The following is a 15,250-nucleotide window of genomic DNA, read 5'->3' on the forward strand; positions in this document are numbered from 1 at the left end:
CCCGGCCCCAAAACAAATCACGTGGTAAACCCTACGGTTAATGGCTTTTTGCCTCGAACGCAATGTACAGCGATTGCCGGACAAGACGTCATCAGTACCAAAGTTGTTCCAGATTCAAGTGGACCCTCTGCGCACACCTGCGCGTAACTTCTCGTTACATCCTCCGAAGCGAGTGACTGGTCGACGAATCGATTCAGCAACCGGCGAACCTTTCTCCCTTGCGTGGCGTCGTAACAGAGCATTGTTGCCAACCGCCCGCCGCGAGGTTCTCGTTTGAAAGCTGCCGTCCTGAAGAAATACCGCCTGATCATCAAGACCATGGGCTATGTGGGCTGGGCCCTGTTCTGGCTATTGCTGTGGGATGTGGCAGTAACCGTGGACTTCATGTTGTTTCTCACCACCAAGATCAACCTGCCGCTGATGCCACTGACATTGCTGGGTTCGGCGCTGGTGGTGTTGATCAGTTTTCGCAACAGCAGCGCCTATAACCGCTGGTGGGAAGCGCGCACGTTATGGGGGGCGATGGTCAACAATTCACGCAGCTTTGCGCGCCAGGTGCTGACGCTGCTGGATGACCCCGACGGCGAAGTGAATCCGATCAAATCCACATTGCTGCGCCGCCATGTGGCGTATGTGAATTGCCTGGCCGCCCACCTCAAGGGCGAACCCTGCCCGGATGAAGTGCGAGCGTTTATCCCCGCCGAGGAATTTGCCCGCAATGGCGCGACCAACAATTTTGCCAATGACATCCTGACCGGGTCAGCGGCGTTGCTGGCCAAGGAATACAAAGCCGGCCACCTGGACAGTATTCGCCTGGCGCGGCTGGAGTCGACCCTGGTCGACCTGTCCAATGCCCAAGGCGGCATGGAGCGCATCGCCAATACACCATTGCCCTACCCCTACGTGTATTTCCCGCGGCTGTTCATCTCGCTGTTCTGCCTGATCGTACCGGTGGGCCTGGTGGAATCCCTCGGCTGGTTTACCCCGCTGGCTTCCACGGTAGTGGGTTTTATGCTGCTGGCCATCGAGCGTATCGGCACCGACCTGCAAAGCCCGTTTCACTCCAGCGAGCATCAGATCCAGATGGAGGCGATTTGCGAAACCATTGAGAAGAACCTGCAATCGATGCAGCGCGATGCGTTGGCCTGAGCCAAGGCATCGTCGCCGTAGTTGTAAAAGACTATTACGAGGCACAATGTACTAACCAGTTACTTATCTTGCTAAAATCGCGTCTTTGCCCTCTCTCACTCGAGTCTATTCGATATGAAACGAGCATCGCGCGCCGCTGGCGTCTCTAGATTTCTACTCCTGGGCCTGGGCGTTGTCATCGCCCTGCTCGGCCTTGCGCTTGCCGTGGGCGGCGCCAAACTGGTCAGCCTGGGAGGTTCCTGGTACTTCCTGGCAGGTGGCGTGGCCATGGCCGTCTCCGGGCTGCTGATCGCTCGGCGCAAGCCTGCCGGGGCGTGGTGGTTTGCCGCGTTCCTCGTCGGTACGGCCGTATGGGCAGTGGCCGACGTGGGCCTGGTGTACTGGCCGCTGTTCTCGCGGCTGTTCATGTTCGCGGTGATCGGCGTGGTGGTGGCGCTGGTGTATCCATTGCTGGCCGGCAAACCGGCGCGTGGCGCTTATGCGGTCGCGGCTTTGTTGGCAGTCGGCGTGGCGGTGGCGGCAGGCAATATGTTCGTCGCTCACCCAAGCGTGGCGCCGACCGGTGCCGGCCCTGGCATCACCCCGGTAGCCGAAGCCGATGCACAGAAAGACTGGGCGCACTACGGCAACACCGAGGGCGGCAGCCGCTTCGCCGCGCTGGACCAGATCAATCGCGACAACATCGACAAACTCAAAGTCGCCTGGACCTACCACACCGGTGACGTGGCCATCAGCGACGGCAACGGCGCCGAAGACCAGCTGACGCCCTTGCAGATCGGCAACAAAGTCTTCATCTGCACCCCGCACAACAACTTGATCGCTCTGGACGCCGACACCGGCAAAGAGCTGTGGAAGAACGAGGTCAACGCCCAGTCAGCGGTGTGGCAGCGTTGCCGTGGCATGGCCTACTTCGACGCCACTGCGCCGATTGCCCAGCCGACCCAGCCCAACAGCTCGCCGATCATTGCCGCCAGCGTGCCTGCCGGTGCGCAGTGCCAGCGTCGCCTGCTGACCAACACCATTGATGCGCGCCTGATCGCCGTGGACGCCGACACCGGCAAGTTCTGCGAAGACTTCGGCACCCATGGTCAAGTGGACTTGAAAGCCGGCCTGGGTAATGTGCCGGACAGCTACTACCAACTGTCCTCGGCGCCTTTGATCGCCGGCACCACCGTCGTTGTCGGTGGCCGTGTCGCCGACAACGTGCAGACCGATATGCCAGGCGGCGTGATCCGTGGTTTTGATGTGATCAGCGGCCAGATGCGTTGGGCGTTCGACCCAGGCAACCCTGAAGACAAGCAAGCGCCGGCCGCGGGCAGCACCTATGTGCGCAGCACGCCGAACAGCTGGGCGCCGATGTCCTACGACCCGCTGATGAACACCGTTTTCCTGCCGATGGGCAGCTCCTCCACCGACATTTACGGCGTGGAACGCACCCAGCTGAACCACAAATATGGCGCCTCCGTGCTGGCGCTCGACGCGTCCACCGGTGCCGAAAAGTGGGTCTACCAGACCGTCCACAATGACCTCTGGGACTTCGACCTGCCAATGCAGCCGAGCCTGATCGACTTCACCCCGCCAGGCAGCGACAAAACGGTACCGGCTGTGGTGATCGGCACCAAGGCCGGGCAGATCTACGTGCTCGACCGCGCCACCGGCAAACCGCTGACCGACGTGCAGGAAGTGCCGGTCAAGGCCGCGAACATTCCCAACGAACCATACTCCCCGACCCAGCCAAAATCGGTGGGTATGCCGCAGATTGGCGCGCAGACCCTGACCGAATCGGACATGTGGGGTGCCACCCCGTACGACCAGTTGCTGTGCCGTATCGACTTCAAAGGCATGCGCTACGACGGCCTGTACACCGCGCCGGGCACCGATAAATCCCTGAGCTTTCCGGGTTCGCTCGGCGGCATGAACTGGGGCAGCATCTCCACCGATCCGGTACACGGTTTTATCTTCGTCAACGACATGCGCCTGGGGCTGTGGATCCAGATGGTGCCGTCGCAAAACAAGGCCCAGGCCTCTTCCGGTGGTGAAGCACTGAACACCGGTATGGGCGCCGTGCCGCTCAAGGGCACGCCTTACGCGGTCAACAAGAACCGCTTCCTGTCGGTGGCCGGCATTCCCTGCCAGGCACCGCCATTCGGCACCTTGACCGCCATCGACATGAAGACGCAAAAAGTTGCCTGGCAAGTGCCGGTGGGCACGGTTGAAGACACCGGCCCCCTAGGCATCCGCATGCACCTGCCAATCAAAGTCGGCCTGCCGACACTGGGCGGCACGTTGTCCACCCAAGGCGGCCTGATCTTTATCGCCGGCACCCAGGACTTCTACCTGCGCGCCTTCAACAGTGGCAACGGTGACGAAATCTGGAAAGCCCGTTTGCCGGTCGGCAGCCAGGGTGGCCCGATGACCTACGTGTCGCCAAAAACCGGCAAGCAGTACATCGTCGTCACCGCCGGCGGCGCGCGCCAGTCCACCGACCGCGGCGACTACGTGATCGCCTACGCCCTGCCGTAACCCCTCTCTGTTCGCGCGGTGCTCCCGCACCGCGCTTTGCGTTTGGAACTCCGCATGAACCCTACTTCTCATACCTCCCTTGGGCGCCTGGTGCTCGGCCTGGCGTTGACTGCTGCCCTGCCCGTTCAAGCCGACGACACCACCCTGACCGGCGACTGGGGCGGCCTGCGCCGTGAGCTCGACGCACAAGGCATCCGCTTTACCGGCGACTACAGCGGCGAAACCGCTTACAACGCCCACGGCGGCCAGCATCGCTCGGCGCGCTATTCGCAAAACCTCAAGCTCGGCGTGCAGTTCGACCTGGGCAAGCTTTACGGTTTCAACAACGGCGACCGCATCCAGCTGACCATCAACGACCGGCGCGGCAACAGCGCTTCCGAAGACCTGGTGGGCAACCGCCTGCCGATCCAGGAAAACTACGGCGGCCTCTACACGCGCCTCACCGAGTTGAGCTACGAGCGCACGCTGTTCACCCCCGCACTCAACGTCAAGCTCGGCTACATGGCCATGGGCAATGACCTCGGCGGCCTGGACAGCGGCATTCTGTGCAATTTCATGAACGCCGGTTTCTGCGGGCATCCGCTGAACATGTCCGGCGGCAGTGGCTGGGCCAATTACCCGAATGCGCACCTGGGCGCGCGGGTGAAATATGACTTTTCGCCAAACTGGCAACTGCGGGTGGCGGCGTTCAACGTCGACCCTTCCAGCAATGGCAACTCCAGCCGCGCCTGGCACCTGGGGCCCAAGCACACCACCGGCACCGTGGTGCCCATCGAGCTGATCTACAAGCACGCGGGCAGCCTGCCGGGTGAATACAAGCTCGGTTATTACTACGACAGTTCCGATGTAAAACGCATTGGCAGCAACAAGGACGTCAGCGGGCGCGGCGGTCACTACCTGTTGATCGACCAAGCGGTGTGGGCCTCCCAATCCTCCCAAGGCCGCAGCTTGCACGCCTTCGGCCAATACTCTGCGGCCAGCGAAGCGGCTTCGCCGTTCACCAAGTGGTATGGCGCGGGGCTGGTGCTGTACAAACCGTTCGACAGTCGCCCCCGGGATACCGTCGCCCTCGGTTATGGCCGTGCAGTGCCCAACCCGCGCAGCCGGGATAACGCGGATGCGGCCTACGCCAACCTGGACAACGCTGAACAGCTGATCGAACTCAGCTACGGCTACCAGGCCACACCGTGGCTGACCTTGCGCCCGGACGTGCAATACATCATCGAGCCGGGGGCGTTTTCCGCACAGAACATCGACAACGCGCTGGTGCTGGGACTGCAGGTGAAAGCGACCTTCTAGTCAGCCGGCATCCAGGGCTCTGCCGCGCCCGCCATTTTTCAACATCGACGGATTGATCCCGAACTGCTTGCGGAACGCCGTGGCGAAATGGCTGGCGTTGGCATAACCGAGGTCCGAGGCGATGCGCATCACCGATTCATTGCCGCTCATCAATCGGCTGCGCGCCTGGATCATGCGCGTCTGCTGGAACACGCCATAGACGCTGTTGGAGAACAGTTGGCGAAACCCGCGGGTGAGCTTGGGCTGGCTCAAGCCGGACTCACGGGCCAACTCCGACAGGCTTGGCGCCTTGCCCAGGTCTTTCAGCAAACGATCGCGAGCCCGCACCAGGCGCTGGCGGTCGGTGTGGCTGACGCGGCAGGTGCATTCGCCATCCTGGCGCGCTTCGAGGAACAGACTGACCAGCGTGACACTTTGCCCGTACAGCCACAGGCTGCTGCGCGGCGGGGCCGATGGCAGGCTGGCGCCGTGGTCCATGGCCAGGCCGAGCATGTGCGCGGTAGCACTCATTTCACCGCTGCGATGGCCGTCGAGGAAGCAATGTTCGCAGGCCAATGCCTTGTTCAGCAGCGGGTCGAGCTTCAATTCCCACTGGGCCAGCAACTCGGGGCGGATCATGACGGTGATGTTGTCGATCTCGCCGTGCTGATGATATAGGCCATGGCGGCAACGGCCAAAGCTGATGCTGCCCGCGCCTTCATCAATCACATAGCGACGTTGCCGGCGCCCATCGCGAAAGCTGCACGCGGCCTTGCCCTTTAACAGGTTGGTGAAGCTGAAGTGAATGCACTCGCTGTCGTCTTGCAAGGGCAACTCTACCGGCTGCTCAAAGGTACTCTGCCAACGCACGATGTCTAGGCCCTCCTGCAGGGTCATACGCGTGACCCGGCAATGCGCTCCCGGCCCGAGATCGCTACCAAACCCTCCCGTAATGATTCGCGAGACCGGCATCGGTTCTCCTGCGCCTCCCTGAACGGCTGACATCGTAAATCTCCTGGCTGACCGGATACGGCTCGAATCAGACCACATCGGGGTAGAACTCTGCAATTGATAATTATTAGCATTTGGCGCACCGCACGTGCCAAGCCAGATTGCTGCTGCCCCTGAGCAACGCACGCCGATCAGAACTCTCAGTCAAGGTCCCATCATGTCTGCACGATGCAACACGGCGGCTACCCGTCAATCTTGCTACAAACGTAATAGTATAACAATAGCGATTGCTTTGACACTGACCCCTACCGCCTTCGCCGCCACCCTCGGCGAACCTCTGCAACTGCCCGCCTCCACGGTAACGGCGCGCTTGGCCCAGGAAGATTCCAAGGAAGTACCGATCAGTGTCAGTGTGGTCGATGGCGAACAACTGCGTACCCAACGCCTCGATACCCTGGAAAGCGCACTGCGCAATACCTCAGGGGTCAGCGTCAATTCTTCCGGCGGGCCCAACGACTTCAACGTGTTGATCCGCGGTGTCGGTTCGCTTTACCAGATGTCCATGGACGACAGTTCGGTCGCATTCAATATCGACGGCGTACCTGTGTCGTCGCGCAGCCTGGGGTTCGGCACCCTCGACGTCGACCGCATCGAAGTGCTCAAGGGGCCGCAGGGCACACTGTCCGGCGCAATCGGCCAGGCCGGTGCCGTGAATATCACCACTCGCCAACCCAGCCGGGAACTCGAAGGTTACGTGCGTGGTGAAGTCGGCCAGAAAGGCCAGTTCCTCACCGAAGGCGCCATTGGCGGGCCGCTCAGTGACAGCCTCAGCGGCCGCCTGGCGGTGCGACGTGCCGGCTACGACAGCTGGATCGACAACGACCAGACCCATAACCCCATTACCAAACCGCGCAACGAAGCCTATCGCGCCAGCTTGTTGTGGGACCTCAACGATGACACCCACGTGCTGTTCAGCGCCGAACGCCAGCAGACCGAACGCGCCACCAATTCCCTGGTACTGCGCCCCTACGGCAGCCACCCGAGCCTGGACCTGACGCCTGGCCTGTTCGACGACAACGAAAAGACCACCGAGCGCTACACGATCAAGGTCGACCACGACTTCGCCAACAGTCGGCTGACCTCCACCACCGCCACTGGCACTGCCGACTTCACCGGCTTGATCGCCTACGACAGCAAGCTGATGGGCGCCCTCTATGGCACGCCCGGTGAGTTCTGGGTGGTGGACAAATCCTTCGAGCGCAGCTGGAGCCAGGATATACACCTGGGCTCATTGCCCGATTCCGACGTGTTCTGGGTCGCCGGCGTCGCCGCCAGCCGCAATGAACGCAGCTACGACACCCCACGCAACACCTACGGCACCTCCGGCGCCAAGTTCCGCGACTTCACTACCACCACCTACGCAGGCTACGGCGAAGTGACTGTCCCGCTCACCGAACGCCTGAAACTCACTACCGGCTACCGCCATTCCTGGGACCGCAAGACCTACGACGGCCAATACTTCGCAGGTTCGAGCGCCGTGGACGACTCGCGCACACTCACCGACCACTACGGCACCGGCCGCGTCGCCCTGAGTTATGCGATCACCCCACAGACCAACGTCTACGTGCAATTGGCAAGAGGGTATAAATCCGGCGGGTTCAATGATTATGCCTCCCAGGTCAGCGATAGCGAACCCTACAAGGCCGCCGTCAGCAGGGCCGCCGAACTGGGCTTCAAGAGCGAGACCGACGACCGTCGCGGCAGCCTCAACGGTGCGTTGTTCTACACGCGCGTGCACGATGATCACTTGCTTGGCTACGACGCGGCGACCTTCGCCACCAACGCCTTCAACGCCGACACCCGCACCCGCGGCGCCGAACTGGAAGGTAGCTGGCGCTTCGACTACGGCCTGACCCTGGCCGCCAGCGCCACCTACCTCGATGCCAAGATCACCAGCGGTGTGCAAGGCATCCAGGCTGGCGACGTCGCCGCCGGCAACCGTACCCCGGATGTACCACGTTGGAGCGGCAACTTTAACGCCAGCTGGAAACACCCCCTGGGCAACTTCGCCAGCCTTGGCCAGACCAGCCTCAACACCAGCCTCAACTACCACCTGGTTGGTGAACGCGCGGCTGACCCGCAGAACCACTTCAACCTGGACAACTACGAGAAACTCGACCTGCGGGCGGGCCTGGAGAGCAAGTTTGGCGAGGTGTATGCGTTTGCCGACAATCTGTTGAACCAGACGTATGACACCTATGGTTTCTACAGTGACCCGGTGGCCTATGGTGGGCCGTCGCGTCGGCGTACGTTAGGCGTGGGCTATACCTATCAATTCTGAACCGACGCGATTCGGCCGGCTGTCCTGAGTTCAAATGTGGGAGGGGGCTTGCTCCCGATGGCGGTGGATCAGTCACAGATGTCCTGACTGACACTCCCCCATCGGGGCATGGGTATCTACACAGCTGTGTAGCAGCCGACGGTAACCACGATGCGCAGCGAGCCGATCTTGATCTTGATCTTGATCTTGATCTTGATCTGCTTTTGATCTCAGGCGCCCCGTTAAACCACGCTGGCCGGAATTCGACAGGGATTTGGGGGGTAAACCGGCAGGGATGCCGGTTTAGCCGCCCCGCGCCATGGATGGCGCGTGGCGGCGGCCCCCCAAATCCATGGCGGATTACGGGCACACCGAGCCTAAGCGAGGTGCCGAGTGGTGGGGCAAGAGCGTTTGGTTACTTTGCGCTTTTCAAAGTGACCCGCTGTAAAAGCGGAACCAATAGCAGCCGTTACCTAAATAACGGATATGTACTCGGTCTGATCCAACATCCTGGTCAACTGTCAGGTCGCCATCGGGGGCAAGCCCCCTCCCACATTTGGATCGTAGGGCATCAGTTAGATAGCTATAGGCTGTCAGGTCGCCAGCGGGAGCAAGCCCCTCCCACATTGCACCCAGTGGCTGCCTCAGAACTGATAGCTATACCCCACCCCCGCCGAACGCCCGCGCCCCGGCATCCCGGTCAGCACCGTATCAGTGGAATACGCGCCATACAGGTCATACCGCGCATCCAACAAGTTATCGCCCCACAGATATACCTCCGACCCCCCACTCTCTACTCCAAGGTGCAAGTCCAGCTTGGCATAGCCCTTGAGATCGTAGTGATTCTGCGGATCAGCCGGGCGGTTTTTCTGTACGCGGTAGTTGAGCAAGGTGTTCAAGCGCGGTGCGGGCAAGCCCAGCAGTTCACCCAAAGGCTTCTTCCAGGCCACACTGAAGTTGCCACTCCACAACGGCACATCCGGCACACGGCTGCCCTTGGCCACATCACCACCGGACACACCCGGTGCGTCCGAGGTCACTACCGCATTGGTGTAGCTGATGGCACTGCCCAAGGTCAGTGCATCGGTGACATGCCAGGTGCTCGACAACTCGGCGCCTTTGCTGCGGGTATCAGCATTCACTGCGCTGACTGCCAGGGATGTGAAGTCATAACCCAGCAAGTGATCATCCTGCACACGCGTAATGAACAACGCGCCTTCCAGGCTCAGTGCACCGCCTTCGCTTTCATGCTTGAAGCCGACCTCGGCGGAGTTCACCTTGGCCGCCTTGTAGGGTTCGCTGTCCTTGATCGAGGTGGCGTAGTCGTTGAACCCGGCCGACTTATAGCCCCGCGACAACACCGCATACACATTGGTCTGCGGCGTCCACGCGTAGTTCAGGGCCACGCGCCCGGTGTTGTAATCGTCCTGCAAGCGTCGGCTGTCGCTGACCAGCTTGCCGCCACCGCTGTAGTCGGCGCCGTAGGTCTTGCGGTCCCAGGTGTGGCGCAGGCCAGTAGTGAATTTCCAGTCTTCGGCAATCGGGAAGGTGACTTCGCCGTAGGCGGCATAACTGTTGGTGGTGAAGTCGCGCAACTGCTTCGCGCCGTTGGTGAAGTTGTTGGAGTCAAAGCTGCGCTCGGAGCGCGACAGGTTCACCCCGGTCACCCAGAACACCTCGGCATCCGCCAACGAGCCCAGTCGCAGGTCCTGGCTCCAGACCCGCTCGTGGGCCGAGTCTTCGATCAGGTATTCAAACGGTTGACCATACAGCGCCTGGGTGATGTTGCGGTCATAACCCTTGACCGCATTGAAGTCGGTGCTGGTGTAGGCGCTGATCGAGGTGATCCGGGCCTGGGCCAGGTCATGGTTGAGCTCGAAGGAATAACGCTCGTTGGTCTTCTTGTTGCCATTGAACGTACCCGGGGTGTAATCGAGACTCGGGCGATTGCCGAACGGGCGCAGGATCTCCGAGCCGGCATAATGATCGGCGCGCTGGCGTTCGACGGTCAGCAGGCCGGTGGTCCCTTCATCGTTGTCCCACAACAGGCTGCCGCGCAATGCCAGGTCGCGGGGCTTGGTCAGGGGGTCGCCATCCTGCTGGTCATCGACCCAGTTATCAAAGCCGCTGCGCCGCACGGCAAGTCGCCCGGCCAGGGACTCGGTCAGCGGCCCGCCCACTGCGCCCTCGGTCATGAACTGGCCCTGGTTGCCCACCTCGCCGCGCACATAGCCTTCCAGCTCACGAGTGGGTTTGCGGGTGGTGACGTTAATCGCGCCGGCCTCGCTGTTACGTCCGAACAACGTGCCTTGCGGCCCCTTGAGCACTTCCACTTGCTGCACGTCGAGGGTGGCCATTGCCGCGTTGCGCACCGACATCGGCACGCCGTCCACGTTCAGCACCACCGAGCCGTCATCCATGCTCATTTGGTTCAGCGAGCCGACCCCGCGGATGCGCACGTTGGCGTCGTTGGCGCCGCCCCAGGAGTTCACATCCACCCCCGGCGTGGTGCGCAAGGCATCTTCCAGGGTGCGTAACCGCCGGGTCTCAAGCGTTTTCCCATCAAGCACCGAGAGACCGAATGGAATGTCCTTGGCACTTTCCTGGTTCAACCGCGCACTGACCGTCACCGGCGCCAACTCGATGGTCTCGCTACTGGCGGCGGGTTGATAGTCAGCGGCATAGGCCGTGCACATCTGGCTGGACAAGGTCAGCGCCATGGCTTGGGTCAATACGTTGGCGCGCCAACCGAAAGGACGACGCAGCGGCTGGATAGACAGTTCAGATGACATGGCAAAGCTCCAAAAGACAGGGATGATTCAACTTCATTGCACAGGCCCCCAGCGCTTGAGCGCGGCGGCAATCACAGGATCGGAGGGCGCGCCCAGCAGGCCCTGGATCGCGGTTGGCCATCCCTGGCCGTTACGGACATCGGCGGTCAGCGCCGTGAGCTGTTCGGGAGTTTGCCCAGCGACCCAGTCAAGGCTGACCAGTGCGGCATAACTGGCGGCCCACCCCTGTTCGCGGGCATCGGCCAGGGTGCCGACGGGCTCACCGTCATTGCCCAGGGCACGGGTCAGGTCGTCGGCCATCAGCTTGACCAGCGCTGCACGGGCATCAGCACCGTCGATGTCCTCCACACACAGCAGGCCCAGCGCACCTGCCACACCCTGGCTGAGCCACAGGTAGCCGGGGGTTTGGCGCAGGTTGCTCGCCTCGACCAGCGATTGGCGGGCAAGCAGTTCGGCGATATGGGCACGGCGCGTCCAGCGCCCAACGCCTGTCGGCGCCACGTCCCAATTGGGTGACTGGCCAAGCAGTAAATGGCCATGACTCAGACGGCTGGCACCCATGCCGACAGGCCACTGACTCAGTTGTTCGACGCTGGGACGGCTGCCCAGACGCCGCGCCACACAGGCGCTCATCGCGTCCAGGTCCTCCTGCACTTCACGGGCGGTGTTCTCGCGGCTGATATCCTTCTGAGCCGACGTGGCATAGGCAAAGTCCAGCGGCCCCTCACTGCTGCCGGTAATGGCCTGGCCATCGACCTCAAGCTGCCATTGCCAGTGCCCGGCCGGTGCAACGGCATCCACCGTCACCGCAGCGCCCGTCGGCAACCGGGGCACCGCTGTCGGCAACCCGGCTTCGCTGCGCTGGGCCGGTGCACGCAACAACCGCTCGCTGTCCAGGCCCAAGCGTGGCACCACACGGTGCGCTTGCAGCCACACACCCTGAGGCCCAAGCCAGAATGCTTCACCCTCGGCAGGCCAGCCGTCAGCACTCACCGTCCAGTTCAACACCACCTGACAACCGCTCGCTGCGCACCCCTCCAACGGCACCCGCAGGTGCTCGGTGGCGTGTTCAAACACAACGGGGCGCCCCATCACGCTGACCGCGGTCACCTGCATACCCGGTGGCAACTCGGCATCGAGGCCGGTAGTGAGCACCCCATCCAACGTCCACTGGCCCACCACCTGCCGGGCGGCCGAATCGACCTGCACCTGCAACTGCCCGCCCGCCACCTGCCAGGCACTCGCCCCGGGCAGCCAGCGCCGTTCCCAGTCGGCGCGTTCGACGCGTTGCTCGGCGACAGACTGGTAATCGCCCTGCTCCACCAAATGCCGCTGCAACAACACGCCGCTGCCAAGCAAGCCGACAGCACCCAGAGCCAGCAACACACCGGGCAAGCCGAGCAAACCGCGGCGCACGTCGCTCAATCGACGACGCTCCGGCCCACGGGGCAAGGCCAGTGCCGCGATCGCGAGCATGACCAGGCAACCGGCCAGTTTCCAACCGGCCAAGGTCGTCAGAAACGCCAGCCACGGCGCCCAGCCGGTCAGCAGCGACACGCTCACATGCGCAGGAATCGCCATGGCATAGGCCGGATAGGTGACCAGGCCCAACTCATGGTTGAGTACCAGGAAAAACGTCAGCAGCATCGAGGCGGCATACGCCAGCCCGGATCGGCGGATCAGCGCATGCACCAGCACTGTGAGCATCGCCAGCTCCACCAATGGAGGCGCGAACACCAACGCCTGATACACCAGCACAAAGCCCGGCGCCAGGCTGTCGGGCGCGGCAATCGCACTGATCAGCAAGCTGGCCAGGCCCGGCACCAGCGCAAGCGTCAGGGTCGCCAGCAGCACACAAGCCACCCGCCCCAGCAATCGCAACCACGCCGGGGCCGCAGTTGCCTGCAACATAGCGCCAAACCCTTCGACGTCATCGCGTCGGCACACCAGCCCAACCAGCGCCGCAACCATAAAGGCCATCACCAGGAACAACGCACTCGACAACAACGGCAGGGTCAGGTCCGCCCGGGGCACCATCGGTCCTCGCGCATGCCACACGCCGTGGACAAAGCCACTGAGCACACCCATCACCAACAGCAAGCCGAGCGCCACCCACCAGAGGCGCCGGGCAAACAGCTGGCGTACCTGCCAACGTGCCTCATACCACAGGGCGCGCGACCATTGGCTATGGGTCAGCGGGCCAGGCAAGGTCACTGCGCCTGCCAGTAACATCGGCGGCTCCGCCAGCACTGCCCCGCTGCGTTTGCCCATCAAGCCCTGGCGCGTGGTGCGCGCCAATACAGCGGCCAATAACAGCAGCGGCACAACGCACCACAACAGCCGGTTAAGCCAGAACCCCGGGGTCAAGGCCAACAGCGATTGGGATTTCTGCGCGGCGCTCCAGGTCTCGACCTGGGCCTGGGCAAAGGTGAACAGCGACGGGTCCAGGCTAGCAGCCAACAGCGGGTTTATATGCCCCCCCTTGAGCACCACCACGGCAAACATCCACAGCAGCATCAACACCGTCGCCAACCCAAACGGTGCCGCCAGGCCACGACTGCGCAAGGCCAGCAGGTAATACAAGGCCCCAACCCCGGTGCTGACCGGCAACAGCAACGCAACCCAGGCAAACCCCAGCGCCGACCACATCGGTGCACCGATACTCGCGGCCGGCACCCAGCCGAGCCAGCCCAGTACCGGGCTGACCAGAAAGCCCACGATCAGCGAACTGGCGAGCAAGCCACCCACCAGCGCCGCGCCGATAAAGCGCCCCCACAGCAGCGCCGGCAGCGACAGCGGCAAGGCCAGCAGCACCTCTTCCAATTGCGCCTCGCGGTCGCGCAGTGCCGGTTGGGCGAACACCCAGGCCCAGGCGAAAAACAGGAAAAACATGCAACCGCACGACATCAGGTAGATCAGGCTCGGCGCATTGCGTGCGATGTCGCTGGCGCCCATTTTCTGCACATAGTCGGCATTGGTCAGGGACATCAGCAAATAGCCGGTGAGGCCCAGGAAGACCAGGAGTGGAATGCCGCTGCGCAGTCCGGCGCGCACTTGCACCCAGGCCTCGCGCATCAAGAGAGCAAAGGTATTCATGCCGCGACTGCCTCGCCAGCCTGGGCCAGCGCCAGGTAATAGATGTCTTCCAGGCGCGGCGCGTGGGGCCTGAAGCGCGGATCAGCCGGACGTTCGCCGTGCACGATCACGCGGCTGCCGTCGGGGCTCGCCGCCACATGCAAGGCGTCGGGCAGCGACTCACCACGACCGAACGACGCCTCCCATAAACGGCCCTGCTCAGCATCGAGCAAATCCGCCGGGCGCCCTTCGACAATAATCTGCCCAGCGGCCAGCACCGCCAGGCGGCTGCACAGGTTCTCGACGTCTTCAACGATATGGGTCGAGAGCAACACGATGGACTCGGCCGCCACATCCGCCAACACTCGGTGAAAACGGTTGCGCTCGGCCGGGTCGAGCCCGGCGGTCGGCTCATCGACGATCAGCAAGCGCGGCGAGCCGATCAGGGCCATGGCGATGCCGAAGCGACGCAACATGCCGCCCGAATACGTGGCCAGCGCCCGGTGCGCGGCTTCCTGCAGGTTGACCTTGGCCAGCAAGCCCTCGACTTCCTCGCGGCGCTGGCGAGTGTCGGTACGCCCCTTGAGCCAGGCAAACCGATCAAGCAAATCCCGCGCACTCACCCCCGGATACGCCCCCAGCTGCTGTGGCAAGTAACCCAGGCGACGACGCAAATGCTCGGCATCGGCCAACACATCCACACCATCCAGGTGGATGCTGCCGGCGTCCGGCTGCTGCAAGGTCGCCAGGGTGCGCATCAGGCTGCTTTTGCCCGCGCCATTGGGGCCGAGCAAACCGTACATGCCCGGCCCCACATTCAGGTCAACGCCGCGCAGCGCCTCAACGCCATTGTTGTAGCGCTTGCACAAACCGCGCACCTGCAAACCCGAATCGACTGACATCCACAACTCCCTCAAGGACAAGCCCTGCAAAAGGGCGGCGAGCGACGGTAGTCAAGGGCGGCGGCGCGGCTCTACCCGATTCAAGTCATTTTCCAACCGTATCCCGCACGCTGATCGGCGTTATGCCCCACCCCTCACACGCCCGAAACCGCGCAAGGGAAACGGATACGGGGCAAAAACGATTCGATCCGGGTAGTCGAGACAATGAGAATGACTAGCATCTCCTTCCACGCAATTACCTGCCCCTCAGCGCCTGGGCC

The 15,250-nt window shown here is 62.6% G+C and carries 8 protein-coding genes; 4 read left to right on the top strand and 4 right to left on the bottom strand.

Annotated features, from left to right (window positions below; translation table 11 throughout):
• Window positions 1–273 precede the first annotated feature (273 nt).
• From E3O56_RS20515 to E3O56_RS20525, 3 genes are all read left to right on the top strand, one after another.
• Window positions 274–1,149: a bestrophin family ion channel gene (locus tag E3O56_RS20515; protein WP_005787467.1), complete on the top strand. Its 876-nt coding sequence runs from the start codon at window positions 274–276 to the stop codon at window positions 1,147–1,149.
• Between the two features lie 114 nt (window positions 1,150–1,263).
• Window positions 1,264–3,672, top strand: a complete 2,409-nt coding sequence (locus E3O56_RS20520) for a glucose/quinate/shikimate family membrane-bound PQQ-dependent dehydrogenase (protein ID WP_103735290.1) — start codon at window positions 1,264–1,266, stop codon at window positions 3,670–3,672.
• A 54-nt stretch (window positions 3,673–3,726) separates the two neighbouring features.
• A complete protein-coding gene (locus E3O56_RS20525) occupies window positions 3,727–4,971 on the top strand; it encodes a carbohydrate porin (RefSeq protein WP_122733382.1) in 1,245 nt (414 codons plus the stop codon).
• Here E3O56_RS20525 and E3O56_RS20530 read toward each other — a convergent pair whose 3' ends face one another.
• Window positions 4,972–5,955, bottom strand: coding sequence for an AraC family transcriptional regulator (locus E3O56_RS20530; protein WP_248128904.1), 984 nt, complete (start codon window positions 5,953–5,955; stop codon window positions 4,972–4,974). It abuts the gene before it with no gap.
• 238 nt (window positions 5,956–6,193) lie between these two features.
• Here E3O56_RS20530 and E3O56_RS20535 point away from each other — a divergent pair, with 238 nt between their 5' ends.
• Complete coding sequence (locus tag E3O56_RS20535) at window positions 6,194–8,242, top strand: TonB-dependent receptor (protein WP_248128905.1); 2,049 nt, start codon at window positions 6,194–6,196, stop codon at window positions 8,240–8,242.
• Between the two features lie 623 nt (window positions 8,243–8,865).
• On the opposite strand, the gene E3O56_RS20540 is transcribed toward E3O56_RS20535, so the two are convergent.
• The 3 genes from E3O56_RS20540 to E3O56_RS20550 are packed head-to-tail and all read right to left on the bottom strand — an operon-like array spanning window position 8,866 to window position 14,990.
• Window positions 8,866–11,013, bottom strand: coding sequence for a TonB-dependent receptor (locus E3O56_RS20540; RefSeq protein ID WP_248128906.1), 2,148 nt, complete (start codon window positions 11,011–11,013; stop codon window positions 8,866–8,868).
• 33 nt (window positions 11,014–11,046) lie between these two features.
• The gene (locus E3O56_RS20545; protein ID WP_248128907.1) at window positions 11,047–14,109 is read right to left on the bottom strand and encodes a hypothetical protein; all 3,063 of its coding nucleotides are present in this window, start codon (window positions 14,107–14,109) and stop codon (window positions 11,047–11,049) included.
• Window positions 14,106–14,990: an ABC transporter ATP-binding protein gene (locus tag E3O56_RS20550; RefSeq protein WP_248128908.1), complete on the bottom strand. Its 885-nt coding sequence runs from the start codon at window positions 14,988–14,990 to the stop codon at window positions 14,106–14,108. The genes E3O56_RS20545 and E3O56_RS20550 overlap by 4 nt, the downstream gene beginning before the upstream one ends.
• Between the last annotated feature and the right edge of the window lie 260 nt (window positions 14,991–15,250).

The organism is Pseudomonas sp. W2Aug9 (genome assembly GCF_023127755.1).
Taxonomy (GTDB): Bacteria; Pseudomonadota; Gammaproteobacteria; order Pseudomonadales; family Pseudomonadaceae; genus Aquipseudomonas; species Aquipseudomonas synxantha_A.